General features: G+C 63.2%; 21 protein-coding genes and 1 pseudogene. 15 read left to right on the top strand and 7 right to left on the bottom strand.

Translation table 11 applies throughout. From position 1 onward, the window contains the following. The first annotated feature begins 87 nt into the window (after positions 1-87). The 3 genes from CO731_RS09330 to CO731_RS09320 all read left to right on the top strand — a co-directional run bounded on the left by CO731_RS09330 (position 88) and on the right by CO731_RS09320 (position 4420). Positions 88-2112: a tripartite tricarboxylate transporter permease gene (locus tag CO731_RS09330; protein ID WP_108606891.1), complete on the top strand. Its 2025-nt coding sequence runs from the start codon at positions 88-90 to the stop codon at positions 2110-2112. Positions 2113-2206: 94 nt separating this feature from the next. Next, on the top strand, positions 2207-3310 hold the full coding sequence (locus CO731_RS09325; RefSeq protein WP_245439692.1) for a 4-oxalomesaconate tautomerase: 1104 nt from the start codon (positions 2207-2209) through the stop codon (positions 3308-3310). A 51-nt stretch (positions 3311-3361) separates the two neighbouring features. Beyond that, a complete protein-coding gene (locus tag CO731_RS09320) occupies positions 3362-4420 on the top strand; it encodes an isocitrate/isopropylmalate dehydrogenase family protein (RefSeq protein ID WP_108606889.1) in 1059 nt (352 codons plus the stop codon). Positions 4421-4497: 77 nt separating this feature from the next. Here the strand turns inward: CO731_RS09320 and rraA are convergent, their stop codons facing one another. The 4 genes from rraA to CO731_RS09300 all read right to left on the bottom strand — a co-directional run bounded on the left by rraA (position 4498) and on the right by CO731_RS09300 (position 8338). Next, positions 4498-4992, bottom strand: coding sequence for a ribonuclease E activity regulator RraA (gene rraA / locus CO731_RS09315; RefSeq protein ID WP_108606888.1), 495 nt, complete (start codon positions 4990-4992; stop codon positions 4498-4500). After that, positions 4976-5965 (bottom strand): D-2-hydroxyacid dehydrogenase family protein, encoded by a 990-nt coding sequence (locus CO731_RS09310; protein ID WP_108609716.1) that lies wholly within the window; start codon positions 5963-5965, stop codon positions 4976-4978. The genes rraA and CO731_RS09310 overlap by 17 nt, the downstream gene beginning before the upstream one ends. A 68-nt stretch (positions 5966-6033) precedes the next feature. Continuing rightward, on the bottom strand, positions 6034-6945 hold the full coding sequence (locus CO731_RS09305; RefSeq protein WP_108606887.1) for a LysR family transcriptional regulator: 912 nt from the start codon (positions 6943-6945) through the stop codon (positions 6034-6036). A 292-nt stretch (positions 6946-7237) separates the two neighbouring features. Beyond that, positions 7238-8338: an AbrB family transcriptional regulator gene (locus tag CO731_RS09300; RefSeq protein ID WP_108606886.1), complete on the bottom strand. Its 1101-nt coding sequence runs from the start codon at positions 8336-8338 to the stop codon at positions 7238-7240. 119 nt (positions 8339-8457) lie between these two features. Here CO731_RS09300 and CO731_RS09295 point away from each other — a divergent pair, with 119 nt between their 5' ends. Then, positions 8458-9117, top strand: coding sequence for a GntR family transcriptional regulator (locus CO731_RS09295; RefSeq protein WP_108606885.1), 660 nt, complete (start codon positions 8458-8460; stop codon positions 9115-9117). Between the two features lie 51 nt (positions 9118-9168). Here the strand turns inward: CO731_RS09295 and CO731_RS09290 are convergent, their stop codons facing one another. Further along, positions 9169-9906, bottom strand: coding sequence for a TSUP family transporter (locus tag CO731_RS09290; RefSeq protein ID WP_199914579.1), 738 nt, complete (start codon positions 9904-9906; stop codon positions 9169-9171). Between the two features lie 123 nt (positions 9907-10029). Further along, positions 10030-12717, bottom strand: coding sequence for an aconitate hydratase AcnA (gene acnA, locus CO731_RS09285; protein ID WP_108679431.1), 2688 nt, complete (start codon positions 12715-12717; stop codon positions 10030-10032). 404 nt (positions 12718-13121) lie between these two features. Here acnA and tcuA point away from each other — a divergent pair, with 404 nt between their 5' ends. From tcuA to CO731_RS09270, 3 genes are all read left to right on the top strand, one after another. After that, positions 13122-14543 (top strand): FAD-dependent tricarballylate dehydrogenase TcuA, encoded by a 1422-nt coding sequence (tcuA, locus tag CO731_RS09280; RefSeq protein WP_108606883.1) that lies wholly within the window; start codon positions 13122-13124, stop codon positions 14541-14543. Beyond that, entirely contained in the window at positions 14540-15673 is a 1134-nt protein-coding gene (gene tcuB / locus CO731_RS09275; protein WP_108606882.1) for a tricarballylate utilization 4Fe-4S protein TcuB, read from the top strand. The genes tcuA and tcuB overlap by 4 nt, the downstream gene beginning before the upstream one ends. Positions 15674-15885: 212 nt before the next feature. After that, positions 15886-16545 (top strand): outer membrane protein, encoded by a 660-nt coding sequence (locus tag CO731_RS09270; RefSeq protein WP_159091607.1) that lies wholly within the window; start codon positions 15886-15888, stop codon positions 16543-16545. A gap of 122 nt (positions 16546-16667) precedes the next feature. Here CO731_RS09270 and CO731_RS09265 read toward each other — a convergent pair whose 3' ends face one another. Continuing rightward, positions 16668-17120 (bottom strand): DUF995 domain-containing protein, encoded by a 453-nt coding sequence (locus CO731_RS09265; RefSeq protein ID WP_108606880.1) that lies wholly within the window; start codon positions 17118-17120, stop codon positions 16668-16670. A 378-nt stretch (positions 17121-17498) separates the two neighbouring features. Here CO731_RS09265 and CO731_RS09260 point away from each other — a divergent pair, with 378 nt between their 5' ends. The 8 genes and pseudogenes from CO731_RS09260 to CO731_RS29280 form a co-directional block, all read left to right on the top strand. Beyond that, positions 17499-18920, top strand: a complete 1422-nt coding sequence (locus CO731_RS09260; RefSeq protein WP_052819622.1) for a site-specific integrase — start codon at positions 17499-17501, stop codon at positions 18918-18920. Continuing rightward, entirely contained in the window at positions 18913-19215 is a 303-nt protein-coding gene (locus CO731_RS09255) for a hypothetical protein (RefSeq protein ID WP_052819623.1), read from the top strand. The genes CO731_RS09260 and CO731_RS09255 overlap by 8 nt, the downstream gene beginning before the upstream one ends. A 12-nt stretch (positions 19216-19227) precedes the next feature. After that, a complete protein-coding gene (locus tag CO731_RS09250; RefSeq protein ID WP_108606879.1) occupies positions 19228-19596 on the top strand; it encodes a type II toxin-antitoxin system RelE/ParE family toxin in 369 nt (122 codons plus the stop codon). A gap of 1 nt (position 19597) precedes the next feature. Next, positions 19598-19981, top strand: a complete 384-nt coding sequence (locus tag CO731_RS09245; RefSeq protein ID WP_082178886.1) for an XRE family transcriptional regulator — start codon at positions 19598-19600, stop codon at positions 19979-19981. An 85-nt stretch (positions 19982-20066) separates the two neighbouring features. Beyond that, a complete protein-coding gene (locus tag CO731_RS09240; RefSeq protein ID WP_052819625.1) occupies positions 20067-21797 on the top strand; it encodes an ATP-binding protein in 1731 nt (576 codons plus the stop codon). Further along, positions 21787-23238, top strand: coding sequence for a UvrD-helicase domain-containing protein (locus tag CO731_RS09235; RefSeq protein ID WP_108606878.1), 1452 nt, complete (start codon positions 21787-21789; stop codon positions 23236-23238). The genes CO731_RS09240 and CO731_RS09235 overlap by 11 nt, the downstream gene beginning before the upstream one ends. A 99-nt stretch (positions 23239-23337) precedes the next feature. Continuing rightward, entirely contained in the window at positions 23338-24474 is a 1137-nt protein-coding gene (locus tag CO731_RS09230; RefSeq protein ID WP_052819627.1) for a hypothetical protein, read from the top strand. A gap of 316 nt (positions 24475-24790) precedes the next feature. Next, positions 24791-25082 (top strand): annotated as a pseudogene (locus CO731_RS29280) (DNA polymerase-like protein); the annotation flags it as partial. Positions 25083-25110 lie beyond the last annotated feature (28 nt).

The raw sequence follows: 25110 nt of genomic DNA, 5'->3' as shown, positions 1-25110 counted from the left end.
GGCGCTCGAACATTCACCTGCCGACGTTGACAAGGCTGGCGCGAGGGCGCCGCCCAGCAACTGTTGCCCATCGAAAGGACAGCCACAGTGATCGATGTGTTCGTCACTTCGCTCCAGAACCTGCTGACCCTCCACCACCTCAGCTACATGATGATCGGCGTTGCGATCGGCCTCGTCGTCGGCATCCTGCCGGCGCTTGGTGGCATTGCCGGCATGTCGCTGCTGTTGCCATTCGTCTACGGCATGGAGCCGACCGCCGCGATTGCGATGATGGTCGGCCTGCTGGCGGTCATCCCCACCTCCGACACCTTCTCCTGCATCCTCATGGGCATTCCGGGGTCGTCCGCCTCGCAGGCGACGGTGCTCGACGGCTTCCCCCTCGCCCGCAAAGGCGAAGCAGCACGCGCGCTGAGTGCGTCTTTCTCGGCGTCCATGATCGGCGGCCTTTTCGGCGCGCTGTGCCTGACCGCCATCGTCATCGTGGCGCGTCCGCTCATCCTGAGCTTCACCTCGGCCGAACTGTTCATGCTGGCCATTTTCGGCCTGTCCATGGTGGGCGTGCTGTCGGGCAGCAGCCTCGCCAAGGGCGTGGCCGCCTGTGCGCTGGGCCTCGCCTTCGGGGCGATCGGCACCGCTCCGGCAAATGGCGGCGAACGCATGACCTTCGATTCGCTGTACCTGATGAGCGGCCTCGAGATCACCATCATCGGCCTCGGCATCTTCGCGCTGCCGGAAGTGCTCGACCTGCTGCGCGGCCAGGCAAGCATCTCGAGCACGGGCAAGCTCGGCCAAGGCTGGCTGACCGGCGTGCGCGATACCTGGCGGGAAAAGTGGCTGACGCTGCGCTGCGCGACGATCGGGGCCTGTGTCGGCCTGATGCCGGGCCTTGGCGGCAGCGTTTCGGACTGGATCTCCTACGGCCACACAGTCCAAAGCGCCAAGGACAAGTCGCAATTCGGCAAGGGTGACATCCGTGGCGTCATCGGCCCGGAAGCGGCCAACAATTCCTGTGCCGGCGGCAACCTGATCCCGACCCTGCTCTTCGGCATCCCCGGTTCCGGCTCGATGGCGATCTTTCTCGCCGCGATGATCCTGATCGGGCTGCAGCCAGGTCCCGGCATGGCCGATCCGAAGCGCGACCTCGACCTCACCTATACCGTGGTCTGGACGCTAGCGCTCGCCAACGTCGTCGGCACCGCAGCCTGCATCGCCCTATCGCCGAGCATCGCGCGCCTCACGACGATCCGCTTCGTGCTGTTCGCGCCGTTCATGATCCTCATCATCGTCTTCGGCGCATTCCAGTCGACCCGCTCCTTCGAGGACATCCTGGCCCTGCTGGTCATCGCGCTGACGGGCATCTTCCTGAAGCGCTTCGGCTGGCCCCGACCGGCCTTCCTCATCGGCTTCGTGCTTGCCGGCCAGGTCGAGACCTATTTCTACCAGGCGGTCCAGTTCTACGGCTATGGCTTTCCGCTTCGGCCCATCGCCGTCGCGATCGCACTGATAACGATCGCCTCGCTCTGGTTCACCAGCCGGTCGCGCCAGGCACCAAAGGAGGAAACCGTCCCCGGCGGCATCACCACCGACATCGACTTCGAGCGCGAGGAAGACGAAACGGCCGCCGCCAAGAACCTGTGGCCGCAGGTGATCTTCACCGCGATCGCCGTCGGCTTCTTCATCTTCACGATCGCCGAAGGTGCGCAGAACTCGTTCCTCGACGCGGTGTTCCCGGTCTCGGTGGGCATCGTCGGCCTTCTCACTGCCGCCTTCGTGCTGTTCTGGCAGGTCAGGGGCGCGACGGGACGTGGGCCGGCAGGCACCGTCAATTTCGACCTCGATGACGGTGCGAGCAGCGGCAGCCTGTGGCGGTTCGTCGGCTGGCTGGTCGGCTTCGTTATCGCGATCGGCCTTCTCGGCTTCACGCTCGCCCTCGTCGGCTTCTTCCTGGCGTTCCTGAAGGTCGTCGCGAGGTCAAGCTGGCTGCAAGCCATCATCCTGACCGCTGCAGCCGTCGGCCTGGTGCTGGTGCTGACGTCGATCCTCAACATGAACCTGCCGGGCGGCCTGCTGCAGCACTACTTCTACAGCCAGCTGGCCTGGCCCCTGCGCTGAACTTCCGCCCCGGCGGCAACGCCGGGGCTTTTGCATGCCAATTTTCAAAGTGTGCAATTGCATCCAATTGTCGACATTACCGAACGAGGTCACCTTGCCCGCACAACACGCCATTCCCTGTATCCTCATGCGCGGAGGAACATCGAAGGGACCCTATTTCAAGATGCAGGATATCCCGCAGGACCCAGATGTCCGCGCGCGGGTGCTGCTGGCCGCCATGGGCTCGCCCGACATCCGCCAGATCGACGGCATCGGCGGCGCCGATACGCTGACCAGCAAGGTCGCGATGGTCGGCCCGTCCGACCGGGAAGGCGTCGATGTCGACTATCTCTTCGCACAGGTTTCGGTAGACAAGGCGATCGTCGACACCTCGCCTTCCTGCGGCAACATGCTGTCCGGCGTCGGCCCCTTCGCCATCGAGATGGGCATGGTGCCGGTCAACGGCGAAAAGACCAGCGTCGTCATCTACGACATCAACACCCAGAGCCGCATCGAGGCGATCGTCGAGACGCCGGACGGTGTCGTCAACTACGAGGGCAAAGGGCGGATCGACGGGGTCCCGGGCACGGCGGCCGAGATCCGGCTCAATTTCATGGACATCGTCGGCTCGAAGACGGCCACCCTGTTGCCGACGGGCAAGCCGGTGGAGGTGATCGACGGGGTCAAGGCCACGCTCATCGACGTCGCGGTGCCGATGATGATCGTCCGCGCCGCCGACCTCGGCAAGACGGGCTATGAGTCAGCCGCGGAACTCGATGCCGACAAGGATTTCTTCGCACGCATGGAAGCGATGCGCATGGAAGCGGGCCGGCGCATGGGCCTCGGCGACGTGACCGGCAAGGTGGTGCCGAAGATGGCCATGCTGGCAGCGCCGCGCGAGGGCGGAAGCGTCGCCGCCCGCTACTTCGTTCCGCACAAGACCCACGCGGCCTTCGCAGTCACCGGCGGGCTGTGCGTCTCCTCCTGCGTGCTGGTTCCCGGCACGGTGGCAGCGGGCATCGCCAACCGGCCCGAAGGCGACGACTGCACGGTGATCATCGAGCATCCGACCGGCCTCATCGACGTCGCCATGACGACGAGGCCCGACGGCAACTCCGTCGAGATCATCAGCGGCGGCGTCGTGCGCACTGCGCGCAAGCTGATGGAAGGCACCGTCTTCGTGCCCGCCGCCACGCTGGCATCGACGCCGGCGGCCTGAGCCGCTGGCCGCCCAAACAACCGCATACCCGCTTCTGGAGTCCGTAACATCATGAAACTGCTTGTCCTTCCCGGCGACGGCATCGGCCCTGAAATCGTCGGCGCGACCGTGGCGGTGCTGAATGCGGTCGACCGCCGCTTTTCGCTCGGCTTCAGCTACACGACACGAGACATCGGCCTCGCATCACTGCAAAAGATCGGCACAACGCTGCCGCCAGACCTGCTCGAGCAGGCGCGCCGAATGGACGGAACCCTGCTCGGCCCGATTTCCACTCTGGACTATCCGCCCCGCGACAAGGGCGGCATCAACGTCTCGGCGGCCTTCCGCACCCAGCTCGACCTCTTTGCCAACATACGTCCCGCACGCACCCGCGAGGGTGTCTTCCATCGCGGCACGGCGATGGACCTGGTCATCATGCGCGAGGCGACGGAGGGCATGTATCCCGACCGCAACATGCATGCCGGCAGCGGCGAATACATGCCGACGGAAGACGTGGCGATCTCGATGCGCAAGGTGACGGCAAAGGCAAGCGAGCGCATCGCAAGGGCATCTTTCGAGCTGGCGCGGAGGCGGCGCAAGAAGGTGACGGCGGTGCACAAGGCGAATGCCTTCGTCCTGACCGACGGACTGTTCCTGAAGGAGGTGCGCAAGGTCGCAGCCGACTATCCCGACGTGCAGTTGGAGGAGGTCCTGATCGACGCGATGGCCGCACTGCTGGTTCGCGACGCAAGCCGCTACGACGTGATCTGCACGACCAACTTCTACGGCGACACCCTGTCCGACCTGGCTTCCGAACTCTCCGGCAGCCTGGGCCTGGCAGGCTCCCTGAATGCCGGAACGGACAATGCCGCCGCCCAGGCCCAGCACGGCTCAGCGCCCGACATCGCCGGCCAGGACAAGGCCAATCCGACCTCCATGATCCTGTCGGCGGTGATGCTTTTGCGCTGGCACGGCGAGCGTTCGGGCGACCGGCGCCACGTCGAGGCCGCGACCTTGATCGAGCGCACCGTCGACCGGGTCATCTCCAACGCCGCGACCCGTACCGGCGACCTCGGCGGACCACTCGGCACGAAGGCATTCACCGACACGCTCATCGCCGCTTTGGGCTGAGCTGGAGACGAAGACGGCGCGTGGGCCTTGCCCTCGCGCCGTCGCGATCGATCGGACACCATGGCCCTAGCCCCCAGTCAGCCCGCCTGATGCACGGCCTTGTCGGCCACCAGAACGCCGTCCGCGTCGGCATAAAGATATTGCCCCGTGCGGAACTCGACGTTGCCGAAAGCAAGCGGCACGTCGCGTGCACCGTGGCCCGTCTTGCCGCTCTTCTTCGGCGCCTGGCCGAGCGCCATCACGCAGAAGTCCATGGCATCGATATCGGCGCTGTCGCGGATCGCGCCGTGGATCAGCAGCCCGCGCCAGCCATTCGCCAGGCCGAGGGCCGCGATCTGGTCGCCGACCAGGGCACAGCGCAGCGATCCGCCTCCGTCGACGACGAGAACCCTGCCCGCGCCGTCGCTTTCGAGCGTTGCCCGCAGCAGCCGATTGTCCTCGAAGGTCTTCAGCGTGACGACTTCGCCATGAAATCCCTTGCGCCTGCCGTATGTTTTCCATTGAATTTCGCAGAAGCGCACCTCAGCGTCGTTGCTATCGACCAGGTCCGCCGTCTTAACGATGTCCGTCACGATCTTCCTCCCTCTTCGGCTCGGCCAGCAGCCGTATGGGCGCGCCGCCGCGCCAGGCCTTAATATTCTCTACCGCATCACGATAGAAGGCCCCATAGGCACCCTCGGTCACATAGCCGAGATGCGGCGTCAGCACGGTATTGGGCGCCGTGCGCAACGGATGGCCGGCCGGAAGGGGCTCGATGTCGAAGACGTCGAGTCCGGCCTTGATCCGCCCCTGCCGAAGCGCCTCTACCAGGGCCGCCTCGTCCACCAGCGGCCCGCGTGCGGTGTTGATCAACCACGCGCCCTGTTTCATCTGTCCGAGTTCGCCGGCCCCGACGACACGCCGGCTTCGCTCGCTGAGGACGAGGTGCAGCGACACCACATCGGCCTCGCGAAACAGCGTCTCCTTGTCGACGCGGCGTGCGCCGGTCTCGGCGGCGCGTTCGTCCGTCAGGTTCGGGCTCCAGGCGATCACCTCCATTCCGAATGCCTTGGCGATCGGCACCATGCGGCCGCCCAGCTTGCCGAGCCCGACGAGCCCCAGCGTCCTGCCGCCGATGATCGTGCCGACCGTTTGCTGCCATCCCCCCGCCCGGATGCGCGCATCCTCCTCGGGGATCGAACGGGCGAGCGACAGGATCAGCCCCCAGGCGATCTCCGGCGTTGCATGGGCGGATTCGCCCCCATGGGTGTGACAGACGGTGATGCCGCGAGCGACCGCCGCCTCCATGTCGATGGTGCGCACGCGAGCGCCGGTGACAACCACCAGCTTCAGGGCCGTCAGCCTGCCGAGCAGCGAGGCCGGCAGCGGCATGCGCTCCCGCATGAGGCAGAGCGCGTCGAAACCGGCGAGCGCGCGGGCGGCTTCGTCCTCCGTTGCGAGGTTCCGGCCAAAACGGACGATCTCGCAATCGTCGCCGAGCGAGGCCCAGTCGGCAAGCGAGAGCGCCACATCCTGATAATCGTCGAGGATCGCGATACGGAGCATGCGTTCAGACCTTTCCAAGCGCGTCTGGATCAAGGGAAATGCCTGCCCGCCCGGCATCGCGAGCCCGCCTACCCCAACGGGATGTAGCTCTTGCGCGCGAGCGTCAGGAATTCGCGGATTGGCCTCGAAAGCGGGCTCGACTTGCGGCGCACGGCGAGCAGCTTGCGGATCGCCCAGTCGTCCGAAAGGCGAACGCTGATGACATCGGTTCCGGCAAGCAGATGCAGGCTCGTCGAGCGAAGGAAGCCGATGCCGAAACCGGCTTCCACCATCCGCACCAGCGACGGGAAGGTTTCGACCCGCACCCGCTCGCCGAGCGCCCGGCCGCTGCGGGCGGCAGCAGCGCTCAGCAGCCGATCCAGCGCACCGCTGTGGTGGATACCCACCACCTCGTGTTGCGCGACATCGTCGAAGGCAATCGGCTTTCCCGATCGCAAGCGCTCCGCCAAAAGATGGTCCGGCGCGCAAAGCACGATCACATTGTCGTCCTCGAATATCTCGGTCTCGAAGCGGGCGACATCGTTGTTGTCGGCCACGAAAGCGATATCGGCCTGTCCGTCGTCCATCGCCGCAAGCGCAAGACCGGCCGACATCTCCTGGATATCGAGGCTGATGCCCGGATGGCTTTCCGCAAAGGTCGCCAGCAGTTCTGGAAGCCTGCCCGACAAGGCGGAACTGGTACAGGCAAGCCGCAGCGATCCGCGGGTGCCGGTGGCAAAATCGACCATCTGCGTATGGAGATCGGCGATCTCCCTCAGGATCTCCCGGCAACCGGAAACGTAGAGCTCTCCCGCCGGGGTCAGGCGCACCCCCTGCAGGGAGCGGTCGAAGAGCGCGACCCCGAGCCGGGCCTCGACTTCGCTGATCCGCCGGCTGACAGCCGAAGCGGCGATGTTTTCATGCTCTGCCGCCCGCCCGATGGACCCGTACCGGGAAACCGCGACGACGAGGCGCGCGGTCACTGGATCGAACGGTGGCATGTCGCCCCTCCGTCAGTGCCGGCACGGCCGTGTGGTCGGACAGAGCAAAGTCGCGCCTGATCCGCCCGAGCAGCCGGTCGTCGAAACGGTGCAGCCGATAGTCGGCGCAGCGCCGGACGAATGCCAGATACCGCTCGATAGCCACTATAGAATTGGTGAGGATGACCAGTGCCACGGCACGCTCCACCGACTGGAGATTGTTCTGTGTCCATGGTCTATCGGCTCCTGTTGCTGCCGTGTAGCGACGGTTGGCGAGGGCGGCATCTCGGTTGGGCAACACCCGCCATCTTCTTCAGCCCTTACCCGTCGCTCCTGCCAGCCGCAACCAGGCCGGCAGGATCAAGGGCGTGGCGACAACGATGATCACCACGCGGCTGAGATGGTGCAGGCTCACGAAGGCGGGGTCCGCATTGAACGAGATGGCAATCAGGCTCATCTCCGGCAGGCCTCCGGGTACCAGCGCGAGCAGGCCGATGGCGAAGGGGATATCGAGAAACCGGTCGAAACCGATGGCGAAGATCACCGCCATGGCCAGGCTGAAGCAGGTGAGCACCGTCCCGAGGATGACGCCGGTGAGCAGCACCCTTCGCTCGACGCCGATAAAATGCTGCCCGATCGTTGCCCCGATCACCACTTGCGCGACCGCGATCACCACACCGGGTACGCCTGCACCCGTCAGGCCCGTGACGTGAGCCAGGGCGCTGAGCACCAGCGGACCCGTCAGGTTTGCGGCCGGCAGGCGGAGGCGGCGGCCGAGCAGGACACCGACGACGGCGCAGAAGACCAGCACGGCCGCGTCTGCGAGCGGCAATGCCATGGTCCAGTCGACCGTGCGGTCGACAGTGCCCCCGCCGATCGCCGCAAGCGCCCCCGACAGGCTGAGCGACAGCGGCACCGTGGTGATCAGCAGCACCAGGCGCGTCGCGTGAACCATGCTCACGCTGCGCACGTCGGCATTGAAGGACGAGGCCATCACGATCAGTTCGCTCAGGCCGCCCGGCATGCCACTCAGGGCCGCCGTCGTCGGATCGAGCCTGCCCAGGCGGCGGCAGACGAAAATGCCGAAAGCGGCGGTGATGATGGTGTAGACGGCGACGGCGGCGAGACTTGCCGACCACTCGCCTGCCTGGCGCAGGACCTCGGGCTTGAAGGCGCTTCCGACCATGAGCCCGATGACGGCGATCATGGCCGCCCGGGGCTTCGGCGAGGCGTTCACGCGCACGCCGGCAATGGCAAGCACCGTCGTCGCCGCCATGGCGCCGAGCATCCAGCCGAGTGGCAGGCCGAGCAAATAGCCCAACGCTCCGCCGGCCGTGCCGAAGGCAAGCGTGCGCAGCGTATGGAACAGAGGGATGGCCTGGCCTCCCCCGCGCATTGTCCGGCTGTCATACATCGGCAGGCGCCAAAATCACGTCGCTCCATTCTGCATCCAATTGTATGCAATACAGCAAGACCGTGGACAATGGCCAGTTCCTTCTATAGCCGGGATGTCCACAGAGGAGAGGGCAAGCGATGACCGCATCGAAGGATCTGCTTTCCAAGACCCGCGGCCAGAGCACCTATCAGGCTATTCTGGCGGCCATTCGGGACGGCATATACCGGCCGGGCGACCCGCTGCGCGAGGAAGAGGTGGCGGCACGCCTGAGCGTGAGCCGGACGCCCGTCCGCGAGGCTCTCGGCCGGCTGCAGGAGAAAGGCCTTCTCGAGGCCGCACCCGGTCGCGGCGTCGCCGTCTCGATCCTGTCCATGCGACAGATCTTTGAACTCTACGCCATGCGCGAGGAGCTCGAGGGCATCGTCGCCCGCTACGCCGCACGACACGCAACCGAAGCCGAGATCGCCAATCTCGAACGCCTCAACGCCGAATTCGCCGCTGCGGCCGACGATCCGAAGCTTGCCGCGCAATGGAACCGACAGTTCCACGCCCGGCTCTACGATGCTGCCCGCAACCGCTACCTTCGCCAGGCCGTCGAAGACCTGCAGGAAACGATCGCTCTGCTGCCCGACACGACCTTCATCCAGAAGGGCCGCACAGCCACGGCGACCGAGGAACATGTCTCCATCATGGAAGCAATTCGCCGACGCGACGCGGAAGGCGCGGAGAAGGCCGCCGTCGACCACATCAAGGCCGCGCTCGAAGTCCGCCTGATCATCACCAAGACCGATAGCTGAAGCCGCTCGGCCGCCTGCCTCGCGCCAGACAGGGCCCCCGGCCGAGAACGCTCAGGCGAGTTGCATCAGTCCCGAGACGAAATAGACGGCACCGATCCCGGTCACGATCCAGCGTGTCCAGGCGCGGAAATTCGCATCCGTCATGCGCTGCAGGATGATGTTTCCGGACCGTGTGCCGAGGACCGCGATGGGCACCGCCGCGACGACCGCGAGCCAGCCCTCCGACGAGAGCGTCAGCGCGGCGTCCCAATAGAATGCCACCTTCGTCGCATGGGTCAGGAACTGGATGGCAGCCTTGGTGGCGATGATCGTCCGCCTGTCCATTGCGGTACGGATGAAGAAGATGTCGATGCTCGGTCCCGAAACCCCGACGCTGATCGCCAGGCCGCCGGATATGAAGCCGCAGGCGTAGGCATGCAGCGGCTTCGACGCATCGAGTTCCAGCTTCTTGACCGGCACCCATACGAGAACCGGCATCAGGCCGATGACGATGGAGACGACGACGAGGCTCGGGCGGTAGGCGACGACGTACAGCAGGAGAGCGGCGCTGAGCAGCCCGGCGCTCAGGATGGCCAGGATGCGCAGGTCCAGGTAGTCGCGCGAGAACCAGGCCCGCGATCCGTTCGAGACCATCTGCACCATGCCGTGGACCGCGATCGCGGTCGCCACCGGCACGAGGAAGAACAGGACCCAGAGCAGGATCATCCCGCCGGCCATTCCGAAGATGCCCGACAGCAGCGATGTCAGGAACACGGTGATCGTCATGCAGGCGAAGAGAACAGCGGTCACGGATCGGTCCGGGATTGTCCGGGCGGAGGCGCCGGCGCGGAGTCGTTCGGCGGCAGGATCTGCCGCCGTCTTTTGGCATGGGCGCCGGATTGATCGCCGGCGCCCACTTCGAGTTGTCCGCGCCTACGCGAGGTCACGCAGGACGTATTGCAGGATGCCGCCGTTTTTGAAGTAGTCGAGTTCGTCGAGCGTATCGATGCGGCACAGGATCGGCACGTCCTTGGTCGAGCCGTCGGCGAAGGTGACCTTGGCGACCATCTTCTGGCGCGGCTTGATCGTCTCCAGGCCCTCGATCGTCACCTGTTCGTCGCCCTTGAGGCCGAGCGTCTTCCAGCTCGTGCCGTCCTCGAAGGTGAACGGGATGACGCCCATGCCGACCAGGTTGGAGCGGTGGATGCGCTCGAAGCTCTGGGCGATGACCGCGCGCACGCCGAGCAGGTTGGTGCCCTTGGCCGCCCAGTCGCGCGACGAGCCGTTGCCGTATTCGACGCCGGCGAAGATCACCAGCGGTGTGCCTTCGCTGCGGTACTGCATCGCCGCATCGTAGATCGGCATCTCTTCCTTCGACGGGTAGTGGAAGGTGTAGCCGCCCTCGCGGCCGTTCTCGCCCAGCATGTGGTTGCGGATGCGGATGTTGGCGAAGGTGCCGCGCATCATCACCTCATGGTTGCCGCGGCGCGTGCCGTACTGGTTGAAGTCGGCGACGCCGACGCCATTGTCGGTCAGGTACTTGCCGGCGGGCGAGGCCGCCTTGATCGAACCGGCCGGCGAGATGTGGTCGGTGGTGATCTTGTCGCCGAACAGGCCGAGCACGCGTGCGCCCTCGATCTTGCCGATCGCACCCGGGCGCGCGCCCATGCCGACGAAGTAGGGCGGGTTCTGCACATAGGTCGACTGGTCGTCCCAGGCATAGGTCTGGCCTTCCGGCGCCTGGACGTTCTGCCAGTTCTCGTCGCCCTTGAAGACGTCGGCATATTTGCGCGCAAACAGCTCGCGGGTGACGTTTTCGGCGATGAACCGGTCGATCTCGACATTGGTCGGCCAGATATCCCTCAGGAACACCGGCTTGCCGTCGCGGTCCTCGCCGAGCGGCTCTGTGGTCAGGTCCTTGGTCACCGAACCGGCAAGCGCATAGGCGACCACCAGCGGCGGCGAGGCCAGGTAGTTGGCCTGCACGTCGGGCGAGACGCGGCCTTCGAAGTTGCGGTTGCCCGAAAGCACCGCCGCACCGATCAGGCCCTTGTCGTTGATGGTCTTGGAGATCGGGGCCGGCAGCGGTCCGGAGTTGCCGATGCAGGTGGTGCAGCCGAAGCCGACGAGGTTGAAGCCGATCTGGTCGAGCTCCTTCTGCAGGCCGGCCTTCTCGAGATATTCGGCCACCACCTGCGAACCCGGCGCCAGCGAGGTCTTGACCCACGGCTTCTGCTTGAGGCCGAGGCGGTTGGCGTTGCGGGCGAGCAGCCCGGCACCGATCAGCACGCTCGGGTTCGAGGTGTTGGTGCACGACGTGATCGCCGCGATCACCACGTCGCCATGGCCGAGGTCGAAGCTTTCGCCCTCGACGGCGTAACGCTTCGACTGGTCGACGGTCTTCTTGTATTCGGCTTCGAGCGCGGTCGCAAAGCCCGCGGCGATGCCTTCGAGCGGGATGCGGCCCTCGGGGCGCTTCGGGCCGGCCATCGACGGCACGACGGTTTCGAGATCGAGCTCGAGCAGGTCGGTGAAGACGGGATCGGCCGACGAGGCGTCGCGCCACATGCCTTGCGCCTTGGAATATTCCTCGACCAGTGCGATGCGGTTTTCGGCGCGGCCCGACATGTTGAGGTAGCGGATGGTCTCGGCATCGACCGGGAAGAAGCCGCAGGTCGCGCCATATTCGGGCGCCATGTTGCCGATGGTGGCACGGTCGGCCAGCGTCATGTTGGACAGGCCCGGGCCGAAGAACTCGACGAACTTGCCGACGACGCCCTTCTTGCGCAGCATCTGGGTGACGGTCAGCACCAGGTCGGTGGCGGTGACGCCCTCCTTCAGCTTGCCGGTCAGGCGGAAGCCGATGACCTCGGGCAGCAGCATCGACACCGGCTGGCCGAGCATCGCCGCTTCCGCCTCGATGCCGCCGACCCCCCAGCCGAGCACGCCAAGGCCGTTGACCATGGTGGTGTGCGAATCGGTGCCGACGCAGGTGTCGGGATAAGCGGTGGTTTCGCCGTCCTCGGTGTTGGTCCACACCGTCTGGGCGAGGTATTCGAGGTTGACCTGGTGGCAGATGCCGGTGCCGGGCGGCACGACGCGGAAGTTGCGGAACGCCTGCTGGCCCCACTTCAGGAACTTGTAGCGCTCTTCGTTGCGCTCGTATTCGAGCTCAACGTTGCGGGCGAACGCCAGCGGCGTGCCGAATTCGTCGACGATCACCGAGTGGTCGATGACCAGATCGACCGGCACCAGCGGGTTGATCTTCTGCGGATCGCCGCTGAGCGAGGCGAGGCCGTCACGCATGGCGGCGAGGTCGACGACGGCGGGGACGCCGGTGAAGTCCTGCATCAGCACACGCGCCGGGCGGTAGGCGATCTCGACACCGGCGGTGCCCTTGTCGGTCAGCCAGCCGGCGACCGCCTGGATCGCCTCCTTGGTGACGGTGCGGCCGTCTTCGTTGCGCAACAGGTTTTCCAGCAGCACCTTCATCGAATAGGGCAGCTGCGAGATGCCGGTCAGGCCGTTCTTTTCGGCCTCGATCAGGCTGTAATAGACATAGTCGGTGCCAGCAGCAGTCAGCGTGCGGCGGCAATTGAAACTGTCGAGTGATTTGGACACGTGCGATCCATCCTTGTCTGTTCAGCCTACACGGGAACGGACTCCGATGGCATGCAATCACGCGCAAAGGTGCGGGTACGGCCATTTCCGCTGTCCGACCCCAAGCAACCCGAGCCGTTCAAGGCGGCGCGTGCGCTGGTTCGGCGCATATTCGCTTTCCATGCCGACCGCTGGCATGGTCGAACTGGCATATAGCGGATTCTCGAAATCCCACCATAAGAATGTATCCATTTGCATACTGCCATTAGGCGATTGGGGGCATCTCCAATGGCGAAGCCTTGTTTTCATTTCATTTTCACCGATCGAAAGGCAGTCACCCAGCCGTGGCCAACTTGACTGTATACAAATGTGTGCAATAAGACGCTGGAGGTCAAATCAACGACAGAGGCGGATCGATTACAGCAATGATTGGCGCATCGACAGAATACGACGTGCTCGTCGCCGGCGGCGGCAATGCCGCGCTGTGCGCGGCAATCAGCGCCCGCCGCGCAGGCGCGAGCGTTCTGGTCGTGGAAGCGGCCCCGCGCTTCTATCGGGGCGGCAATACCCGCCACACCCGCAACATGCGCTGCGCACACGACGCGGCGACGGAAACGCTCTCCGGCCCGTATTTCGAGGACGAGTTCTTCGACGACCTGCTGCGGGTGACCGGCGGCAACACGGACGAGGATCTGGCGCGCATGATGATCGCCGAATCCAAGCGGATGCTGACCTGGATCGCCGAACAAGGCGTGCGTTTCCAACCCTCTCTCGGCGGCACGCTCAGCCTGGGTCGCACCAACTCCTTCTTCCTCGGCGGCGGGCGGGCCATGCTCAACGCCCTCTACCGGACCGCCGAAAGCCTCGGCGTCGAGGTCGTCTATGACGCGGAGGTCGTGGGCCTCGACATCGAGGGATCGCAATTCCGCTTGGCCCGGGTCCGGCACGCCGGCAGGGAAACCACCGTCCGCGCAAAATCTTTCGTCGCGGCCAGCGGCGGCTTCGAGGCGAACATCGAATGGCTGAAGCAAGGCTGGGGCGAGATCGCCGATAACTTCCTGATCCGCGGCACGCCCTACAATCGCGGCACGGTGCTGAAGATGCTGATCGACAGCGGCGTCAGGCAGATCGGCGACCCGACTCAATGCCATGCCGTTGCGATCGACGCGCGCGCGCCGAAGTTCGACGGCGGCATCATCACGCGTCTCGACTGCGTGGCCTTCGGCATCGTCGTCAACAAGCATGCCGAGCGGTTCTACGACGAGGGCGAGGACGTCTGGCCGAAGCGCTATGCCATCTGGGGCCGTCTTGTCGCCGCCCAGCCCGACCAGATCGCCTATATCGTCTTCGACGCCTCGTCGCTCGAGCTCTTCATGCCGTCCCTCTTTCCGCCGGTGCAGGCGTCGACGCTGGGCGAGCTTGCCGGCAAGCTCGGGATCGAGGCCACAGCGCTCGAACGCACGGTCGCCGCCTTCAACGACGCGGTTCGGCCCGGCCACTTCGACCACACGAGCCTCGACGACTGCCGCACCGAAGGCATCGAGCCCCAAAAGAGCCATTGGGCGCGGCGCATCGAGCAGGCGCCCTTTTATGCCTATCCGGTCCGGCCGGGCATCACCTTCACCTATCTCGGCGTCAAGGTGGACCGCCGGGCGCGCATGGTGATGGAAGACGGACGGCCTGCCGACAACATGTTCGCCGCCGGCGAGATCATGGCCGGCAACGTGCTCGGCCAGGGCTATGCCGCAGGGATCGGCATGACCATCGGCAGCGTCTTCGGACGCATCGCCGGCCGCGAAGCCGCTGCACTCGTTTCGTCCACCTGCCCGTCGTCGGAGGCCGCATGAACATCCACGCTCCGTTTGAGCCGGCGCATGCGACGGCAAGCCTCGCCGAGGCGGATCGCCTGATGACGGTCTGCAACTCCTGCCGCTATTGCGAAGGGCTCTGCGCCGTCTTTCCGGCAATGGAGATGCGGCGCGCCTTCTCGGACGGCGATCTCAACTACCTTGCCAATCTCTGTCACAGTTGCGGCGCCTGTTTCCACGACTGCCAGTTCTCGCCACCGCATGAGTTCGACGTGAACGTGCCGAAGGCGCTGGCGATGGTGCGCAACGATTCCTACCGCGCCTATGCCTGGCCGCGCGCCTTTTCGGGCCTTTTCCATCGCAACGGGCTGACGATCAGCCTTATCGCCGCAGCGAGCGTCGCTGTTTTCGTCGCCGGCTTTGCCGCCTGGCACGACCCGGTCGTGGTCTTCGGCGTGCATACCGGCCCCGGCGCTTTCTACAAGCTGATGCCGCACGATGTCATGGCCCTGCTGTTCGGCGCGGCCTTTGCCTACGCCATCGTCGCCCTCGCCATGGGCGTCCGCAATTTCTGGAAGGACATCGGCGAACCCTTGGCAACCCTCGGTGAACCTGCCTCGCTGTGGCAGGCGATCAAGGATGCGTGCAGCCTACGCCATCTCGACGGCGGCGGTGTCGGCTGTATGAACGAGGACGACACCCCGACCGACCGCCGGCGCCTCTATCATCACATGACCTTCTACGGTTTCATGCTCTGCTTCGCCGCCACGTCCACGGCGACGCTCTACCACTACGTGCTCGGCATGGAAGCGCCCTACCCGGTCTACGATCTCCCTGTCGTGCTCGGCACGATCGGCGGCATCGGTCTCCTCGTCGGGCCTGCCGGCCTTCTTCACGCGAAATGGCGGCGCGACCCCGTCCTCAAGGACGGCTCGCGCACCGGCATGGACGTTGCCTTCCTCGCCATGCTGTTCCTGACCAGCCTGACGGGACTGCTCCTGCTCGTCCTGAGGGCCACGCCCGCCATGGGCCTGCTGCTCGCCCTCCACCTCGGCGTCGTCTTCAGCCTCTTCGTCACCATGCCCTATGGCAAGTTCGTCCACGGCATCTACCGCTTCCTGGCCCTGGTGCGCTACGCCAAGGAAAGGCGACAGATCGGCGGCGCCTGACAGAGAATCTGGTGGAAGAGCACTCTCAGAATATCGAGCCTGGATGGATCAATATGCGGTGCAATGAAAAGCATTTGTATCCGGCATCTCTAATAAAGGTTGATACCCATAGCCGGCGCTGTTGTGGCAAGGGCGGTTACTTTTCAGATTGCAGGAAGCGTGTTATCGACCACCATGGACAATTGTACTTGAGGGAACCTATGAGACATCTATTGCTTGCCACGAGCGCGCTGGCGCTTGGTGCCGGAACTGCTGCCGCGCAGGATCAGGCTTACGACTGGTCGGGAGCGTATGTCGGTGTGCAGGCCGGGTATGCCGTGGGTCAATCCCTCTACACAAACACGGACTTCCCCACCGAATACGTCAACTACGATCCTGACGGTTTCTTTGGTGGCGTCTACGCGGGCTACAATTTTCAGATGTCCAACAATGTCGTTCTGGGCGTTGACGGTGACCTGAACTTCACGGGCATCAAGGGAACCAATGACTACTGGTGGGTAGGCGGAATCCCGGTTCCGACAGCAAGCGCTGAGATCAAGTACACAGCCGCGCTTCGTGCGCGTCTCGGCTATGCAGTGGGTCGGTTCCTGCCATATGTCGCCGGCGGGCTTTCCGCGGCAAAATACGACTTCGATTTCGTCAGGGATAGTACCGGCTTCGTATACTATGAAGAAAGCAAGTCCATGGTCGGCTGGAATGTCGGCCTGGGCGCCGAATATGCGGCCACCGACAATTTGGTTCTGCGCGCCGAGTATCGCTATTCTGATTATGGCTCCAAAAGCTTCGCGCAGCCGGACTTCTTCAGTATCGATGATGCAAACATCACGCTGTCGTCGCACGACTTCCGCTTAGGGGTCGCCTACAAGTTCTGACGCCGGCCCCGTCATGATCGGCATATGCACTTCCATCTTTGGTGGCGGCCCCATACCCGCAAGACGGAGTGTCAACGCATTGGTCATCTGTCAGAGGGGCCGAGCCCCCCTGACACTCAAGGTCATTTCTTCAATCCAGCGAATTCTTTCGAGACCCTGTCGCCCTTGGAAAGTCGCGATGGCTCATTGTCTCGATATGCGTCCGCTTTCGCTTCATCGCCGGACCAGCGCATAAAGTACTTCTCGCCCGATTTGTGCCACGTGTAGCAGTCATCGACCTTCTGCTTTTTTCCGGATGCCACTTGAACGGTTTCAATGGTCAGGCACATCTTGTTGCCAGACACTTTCCAGTTGCCTTCGCCGTAGGCCTTTTTGTCTTTACGCACCATTTTCGCAGAGCCATCGGAAGCGAAGAAGATGCGGACACTTTTCCAGTCAGACGACTTACCCTCGTACATGCTGCGGACTTCTTGAGACGATAGCTCAGTCGCACCTTCCGGCAATGTCGCAGATAGCGTCGTTGACAGTGGTACGCATGTAAAGAAAAGCGCAGTCACACTAAGCCTGAATTTCATCACACAACCCTCCCAATCTCGCGATCAGTATTAGCAATTACTAATATATCACGAAAGAAGGGGATATACTATGAGAGCCTGCCTGCGGGCCGCGTAGCGGGTCCCTTCAGGTACGATGCTGATTTATTGGCTTTCCACCATAGTTAGTGGTGCCCCTAGCCGGGATCGAACCAGCACTCCTTGCGGAACTCGATTTTGAGAGACCCCAGATGCCCTATCCTTTGTGTATCCGGGGGTATCCGTTTTCCCGATAACCGACTGTCAGCACTAGCTTTTTTCGGATATCGAGTCACCCATACCTAACCGGATGTACGCCACGGTTGGCTTTCTAGGTGCACCTATGTTGCACCTGAAATCCGACCTCATCGGAGGTTAGGAATGCCCAAAATCAAACTCACCAAGACCGCTGTAGACGCCGCAACCCCGCAGGAGCGCGATTACGAACTCCGGGATACGACGATACCCGGCTTCCTTGTCAAGGTCACCCCGGCCGGTCGCAAGATTTTCATGGTGGCCTATGTCGCCCATAACGGGCAGCGCCGAAAGCCCGCTATTGGCCGCTACGGCGAGATCACCGTCGAGCAGGCCCGCGGGATCGCTCAGGACTGGCTGGCCGAGGTTCGCCGCGGCCTCGATCCCAGCGCCGAGCGGGCCACAGCTCGGCAGGCACCCACGGTCAAAGAACTCTTCGACCGCTTCATCACCGACTACTCGGAGAGCCGCAACAAGCCGTCCACCGTTCATTCGAACCGCGGCTACGGCAAGCGCTACATTATCCCGGTGCTCGGCCAACTGAAGGTGCCCGACGTCACCCGCGCCGACATCTCGAATCTGATGAAGAAGATGTCGCACAAGCCCACGAACGCGAACCGCGTCCTGGCGGCCGTGCGGAAGATGTTCAACATGGCCGAGGTCTGGGGCATGCGCGCCGACGGGTCGAACCCATGCCGCCACGTCCCGAAGTACCCGGAACGGGGAAAGACCCGGCTGATCACCGACAGCGAGATGAAGAAGCTCTTCGCCTACCTTGCGCGCGCCGAGGCGGAGGGCCTTGAGCATCCCTTCATCCTCCTCGCGATCCGGCTCCAGTTCGAATTCGCGGCGCGCATGTCGGAGATCATCCAGCTCGAATGGTCGTGGGTCGATTACGACAACCGGCGCGTCGTCTGGCCCGACAGCAAGACCGGCGGCATGTCCAAACCCATGAGTGCCGAAGCGCAGCGGCTGTTCGAGACCGCTCCTCTCCTTGAGGAATCGCCTTTCGTCTGCCCGTCCGTCTTCGACCCCGACCTGCCGATGTCGAAGCACACCTATTATCAGGGCTGGCGACGCATCCTTGAGCGTGCAGGCCTCCCGCATATCGGAACTCACGGCATCCGGCATCGCTCGGCGACCGACATTGCAAACTCCGGCATCCCGGTGAAAGTCGGCATGGCGCTCACCGCCCACAAGACGGTGACTATGTTCATGAAGTACGTCCACACCGAGGACGACCCGGTGCGAGCCGCAGCGGAGGCGGTGAACCAGCGACGGCAGGCTCTGCTTGGCGGTCACTCGGCGAGCCCGCCTCCCACACCTACGCGGGCGCCGGTTGTGGAAGTGCCTTCGGTTGCGCCCGAAGTCGAGGTTATCGAGCCGGTGTTGACCGCGACCGGCAAACCCCTCGGCTACGAGGACGGCCAGTATGGTTCGCGCACCAAGCTCGGAAACTATCGGCCGTTCCGTCATCGCTCCGGCGACAATCGCGCCGTTCCGCCCGGCACCAAGCACGACGAGCCAAAGGAGGCGAGCCATGCGTAAGGACGCCAACCAGCGGCGCCGGTGGCCTACGGCGGACATCCTGCGTCGCGCGAGGTTTGTCGATGACGCAGGCCCGATCCGCTTCGTCGATACCGAGGCGGCCGCCCGCTACCTCGCCCTCGAAGGGCATACGCTGGAATGCTACCGCTCGCTGGGTGGCGGACCCGTATTTCACAAGTTTGGAAAATGGGTCCGCTACGCGGTCGATGATCTCGATGTTTGGGCCGAAAGTTGCCGTCGCGTGACCACGGCGTCGCCGGCCGCTCCGCGCATCCTTCCCATTGACCCGACATAGCCCGGAGGCTATATGAAGTGGGAAGTCCAAATCCACCCGGCCTTTGAGGGCGAGGTTTTGGCCTTTGAGCGCGATGTCCGCGAGGCGTTGCTCGCGGTTGCCAAGCTGCTGTCGGATTACGGCCCGCAGCTTGGTCGGCCCCATGCCGATACGCTCAAGGGGTCTAGCCATGCCAATATGAAGGAGCTGCGGTTCGAAGCGGCCGACGGCGAATGGCGCGCAGCCTTCGCCTTCGATCCAGAACGAAGAGCAATCCTGCTGGTAGCAGGAGACAAGTCGGGCGGAAGCCAGAAACGCTTCTATAGGAAGCTGATAGCAAAAGCGGATTTCCGGTTTTCCGAGCATCTGGAAAGCCTGAAAGCCGTAAAGAAGGGAAAGTGAGATGGGCCGGAACCTGAACGACTTCATCGCAACGCTGCCTCCGGGGGAGCAGGTCGCGATCGATACGCGCTATCAGGAGCTCAAGCAGGAGGTCGAAGGCCTGCGCGAGTTGCGCCAGATAGCGGGTAAGGCCCAGGCCGATATCGCCTCCGCGCTCAATATCAAGCAGCCTTCGGTCTCTAAAATTGAGAAGCAGACCGACATGTATCTCTCGACGCTTCGCAGCTATGTCGAGGCGGTGGGGGGTAAGCTCGAATTGACCGTCAAACTGCCGGAGCGTCCTGCTCTGCGAATTCACCATCTCGGCGATGACGGTGCCGCACCGCAGAAATCGGCTCGTCGGCCGCGCATCGGCGCGCAGATCGGCGGTGCCCGTGGGCGCTAGTTACCCGGATCGAGGATCCTTGTGAGCGATTTGGCATGAGAAAGAACTTTGACTGACGATCTGCGTCAGCGGCCTGGGGGCAGGAATGCGCATCGTCTATCTGGAGGTCCAGAACTTCCGTGGAATCAAATCTCTGGTTTGGGCACCTGCGGCGGGCATGAACTGCCTGATCGGCCCCGGCGACTCCACAAAAACGACCATCCTCGATGCCATCGAGCTGTGTCTAAATCCCCGCTCGTATAGCTTCGCCGATGATTGCGACTTCTTCGACCTCGATATCGAGAAGCCGTTGCGGATCACTGTAACGTTGGCCGGGCTACCCGGCGACTTCAAAGCCGAGGACCGATACGGTTTACACCTTCGGGGCTGGAACCAGGCAGCTACGAAAATCGAGGACGAGTCCGGCGCGGGTTTGGAAGACGCGCTATCCATCACCGTAGTTATCGATCAATCGCTAGAGGCGCGATGGTCGATCCACAATGATCGTATCGATGCCATCGACAAGGACCCACCGACCGTACGTTACAAAGACGCCAAGCGGATGGGCACCAATCGCTTGGGACCGTATGCCGAACGACATCTCGGCTGGGGCCGAACCTCCGTCCTGACACGCATCGGCGAGGCTGGTGAGGGATATAGCCTTCAACTGGCGGAAGCCGGCCGGGCGGCCCGCACAGCCTTCAAGGCCGGCGATCAAGGTATCTTCAAAAAAGCCGTCGACCGGGCAGAGGAGCTGAGCAAGCTATTCGCCGTGCCCGTCCGAGGGAAATTCACAGCCGAACTGGACGTTCAAGGGGTCAGCATCACCTCTGGCGGGATTGCATTGCATGACGGCAACCTTCCACTCCGCCGACTTGGAACTGGGTCCTCTCGCCTTCTCGTGTCCGCGCTTCAGCACGACGCCGGCCCGCCTCATATCGCTATCGTCGACGAAATCGAACATGGTCTGGAACCGCATCGCGTCGCCCGGCTGCTCAAGTATCTGAAAACGCCCAAGGGCGGGGAAGGTGCCGTCCAGCCGCAGATGTTCGTGACGACACACTCGCCAGTCGTCATCCGCGAGCTAACCGCCTCGGATATTTTTGCCGTTCGATCGTCAGCGGGTGTGACGACCGTGGCGTCAGTTTCGGGACTGGCCAGAGACCTCGACACGGCGCAGCGTCACCTTCGCGGAACGCCTGAGGCCTTCCTCGCGCGCAAGGTTCTTGTTGGCGAGGGGCGAACGGAACAGGGCCTTATGCGCGGGCTAGATGGATGGTGGCATACTAGCGGCCGAGATTCGTTCGCATTGCAGGGAGCGGTCCCGATCGATGGCGGGGGCAAGGATAAGGCCCCACTTATCGCCGAGCATCTTCGCGATCTTGGATACGAGGTCTGGCTTCTTCTGGACTCCGACCAGCCGCCAAACGCGGAGGCCTTGCGCAGAGCGACCGACAAAGGCGCGGCCTTCTGGCAATGGCCTGACAACTGCTCGACCGAGCAACGGCTGTTTCTCGACCTACCCTGGGCCGGAGTACGCGCACTGATTGCCCTCGCAATCGAGTGCGTCGGACAGGACAGCGTCATCGCCGTCCTCGACAATGCCTTGAACGCCGCCGGCCTTCCGACCGTTTCCGCCGCCAAGCTGGGACCGGAGCGCGACACCGTGGATTTGCGTCGGCTGATTGGTAAGGTCGCGAACGACAAGAGTTGGTTCAAGGACATTTCACGCGGCGAAGGGTTGGCATCAGTTGTCGGCCCCCATTTGGCCAACGTGGCTGCAACTCCACTCGCCCAAGGGCTCGATGCCATGCGGACATGGATCGATGGCTCCTGAGGTAGACGCAGATATTGCGCGATTGGCGGCCGGCGTTCGACGGGGGAGCATCATTGCGGCCGCTGGCTGCGGGAAAACCGAGCAAATTGCCCGTGCGGTGGGCGTGTCCGAACATCGCCGGCTCATTCTTACGCACACGCATGCCGGCGTCGACGCGCTCACGCGACGCCTCAAGAAACTTCAAATTCCTAGCGGTAAGTATCGCATCGACACGATCGCCGGCTGGTGCCTCCGGTTTGCGGCTTCCTTTCCTCGGCGCTCCGGCATCCTTTCGACCGCCCCCAACTCCACGGCGGAGTGGGACGCAGTTTATGCCGCCGGAGCCTGCCTACTCGATAGTGGCGCCGTGGATGGGGTGATCAATTCTTCATATGGTGGCTGCTTCGTTGACGAGTACCAAGATTGCACCCTGCAGCAGCACGATGTGATCCGACGGCTCGCCAATCATTTGCCGACGTGCGTTTTTGGCGACCCGCTTCAGGCCATCTTCGACTTCCGGGGCCAAACGCCGGTTAGCTGGGAGAAGGATGTCTTTCCAAACTTTGGACAAGCAGCCGAACTGGCAACTCCATGGCGATGGAAGAACGCCGGGAACGAGGATCTCGCCGAATGGCTTCGAGCCGTGCGGCTGGCGCTTCAGAAGGGCGAAATTCTTGATCTCAGCAATCGTCCAAATTGCGTAACCTGGACCGCCTTGCCCGCCGATCCGCGCCATCAGCAGGCTACAGTAGTCCGGCAATGCCTCGAATCGATGCGCGATGACCTGCTTGGAAACCTCATAGTCATCGGCGACAGCACTAGCGAAAACCGTCGATCGGCGCTGGCGCAGAAGCTCGCACAGCAAGGGTTCGTCAATATCGAGGCGGTCGGCTGCAAGACGCTTTTCGCCGCGGCCAGAGCCATTGATGGGTCGGTCGGACAAGCGCGTTTCAAGATGCTCCTGGCTTTCGCCGCCAAATGTATGATCGGGGCCGACAAGGCAGAACTCCAGCGCGCCGTTGACGCCCGCCAACAGGGCCGCCGCTTGGGCCAGGCTAAATTCGGCGATCTTTTGCAGCTCACCGATGCGATCATCCAGGACGGTGGCGATGACTCGATGCTCGCCTTCCTCCAGGCGCTGCGAGATCGGCCGGGCGTCCGCATCTACCGCCGCGAAATGTACTTTGCGATGCAATCGGCCCTCCAGACCACGACGAAGACCCAACCCCCGAGCCTCCACGCGTCGATCTGGGAGGTTCAAAATCGAAGTCGTCACGCCGGTCGCCGATTGGGAATCCGCAGTATTGGAAGCACGCTCTTGGTGAAAGGTTTGGAGTTCGACCGAGCCATCGTGACATCAACCGACGCAATGAGCGGCAAGGATTTGTATGTAGCGCTCACGCGCGCGACGAAAACTATAAGAATTATATCGCCGAGCGTCCGCTTCACGCCTGCGGCGTAGAGCGCGCTTCTCACTCAGAACAACAACTCGGTGGAAGCATTGCGCCAAGACAAATGGCAACACGTCCAACGAACATAGAAGGTCATTCTAGGAGGATTTATGGCAACCACTGCTTACTCGCAACACTACGCTCGCGAGATCGACGTCGAGCAACTCGCATGGTTGCTGAGCGGAAGGCAGCCCATTGCCGCCGAGCAGGTTCCCGAAATAGATCCCAAATGGAGCGACTGGATTCGCTCGGACGTTCGATGTTCGTCGTGCGGCAGCACCGGCGCTCATGTCGTGCGTTCGGCTCGCGCCCGCGCAACGCAAAAGCTGATCAGGCAATCTCACTTCCGGTTCGTCGGGCAGGACGGCAACGACGCGCATCATCCTTTCTGTGAATTCTATGGCGAAGACGATGGCGTGCTCACCCAACCTGACGGGCTCGTGAATCTCGGGTCTGAGAAATCTGCAGAAACACGACTGATCAGAGAGCTTGTGTGCAAAGGTATCGAGCAGAAGCTATTCGATCAGTCGACGATCCGCGCCATGCGCCAATGGTTTTTCGAACTGAAAGCCTCTAGCCGCGTCCGGGTGACGGTCACACCTGAGCAAATTGAATGGACCCGATGCCTACGGCGCCACTCGCATTATCAACGCTGGACCTTCCATCCTGCCCAAGCAGAAATGCCAGGCTTCGATTGGGCAGCCGCGGCAAAGTACCAATTCACAGAAGAGCACCTTGCCCTGTTTGAACTTCTCAGGGAGACGCCGGTCGAGCCGCCGCATTGGCGTCGGGCCCAGGAACTGGCCACGAAGCACAAGGATCAGGAGGTTTTCGACGTCAGTGCCTTGCGGCCGCACTACGACGCAGCGCTCACGCTCTGTGGTTTTGTCGCGAAGAACGCTGGCATCAAGTTCAGTCCGATCAATCCTGATTCCTACAGGTGGAAGGGACCGCCGATTCCACTCCTTGCCCTCTGCGCACTGTCGTTGTTTGTCTGCCGGTGGGATATGAACGCGGCAATCGCAACGTTTGCGAAGCTCTTGACGGCGCCGGCGCCGGCTGACCTGTCTCTTGGCAATGTCATCGGTCTAAACCCATTTCACGAATACACACCTTGGCGCCTAGTCCAGTTGTCAACCGATATTGCAGCGCGTGGCTTCGAAGGATACCACTATCCCGCCCAACTGATGGCGATAGAAGCGAAGCTGCGCGAGCAATACCGCCTATGGAAACTGCAGAATCCATAGGCACCCAGCCTGGCCCTACGATCGCCTACTGCAGAAGATTCAGATCGAGCAGCGATTTCGCAAACCGCTCGATGAAGCGCCTTGCGTGGCGCATTCCATCGTCCAGTTCGGCCTCACTGATTTCGTGTGCTCGATGGATGATCCCGTCGCGTCGCCCGATTAGCAAACTCAGATTGTCCCGATGCGGCAATCTTTGAGGTGCCGTCAGGACGCCGATGCGCCGCGGCGCAGACTGGAGAGCGCCGAGCGCCTCGCGAGGGCCAAGCGTTTCGGTCCCGTTTTCCCGAAAAGCAGACAGCGCTAAATCGTCCCGAACCGGCGCATCATACTGTCAGCCGGCATGTTCGCCGTGCGCGGCCGCATCCAGCGCGAGGGCGAAGTCGTGCATCTCGTCGCCCAGCGCCTGACTGATCTCGGCGGACCTCGCCAGTGTCGGCGATCGCGACGCCGCATTCCCGCTGCCGCATGGACGCGGTGACGAATTCCACCATGGCTCGCCGACCCCCGATCCGCGCGGTCTGGCACCGAAGGGGCTGCGCACACGCGACATCTACGTCCGCGATCTGCACATCGACTCGATCAAGGTGAAGACGCGGGATTTTCGATGATTTTTAACGATCGGCCTTGAAAGCGGCA

It is taken from the genome of Aminobacter sp. MSH1 (assembly GCF_003071665.1).
GTDB lineage: Bacteria > Pseudomonadota > Alphaproteobacteria > Rhizobiales > Rhizobiaceae > Aminobacter > Aminobacter niigataensis.
The sequence above is the reverse complement of the archived record's forward strand: the minus strand, read 5'-3'. Positions and strand labels throughout refer to the sequence as shown.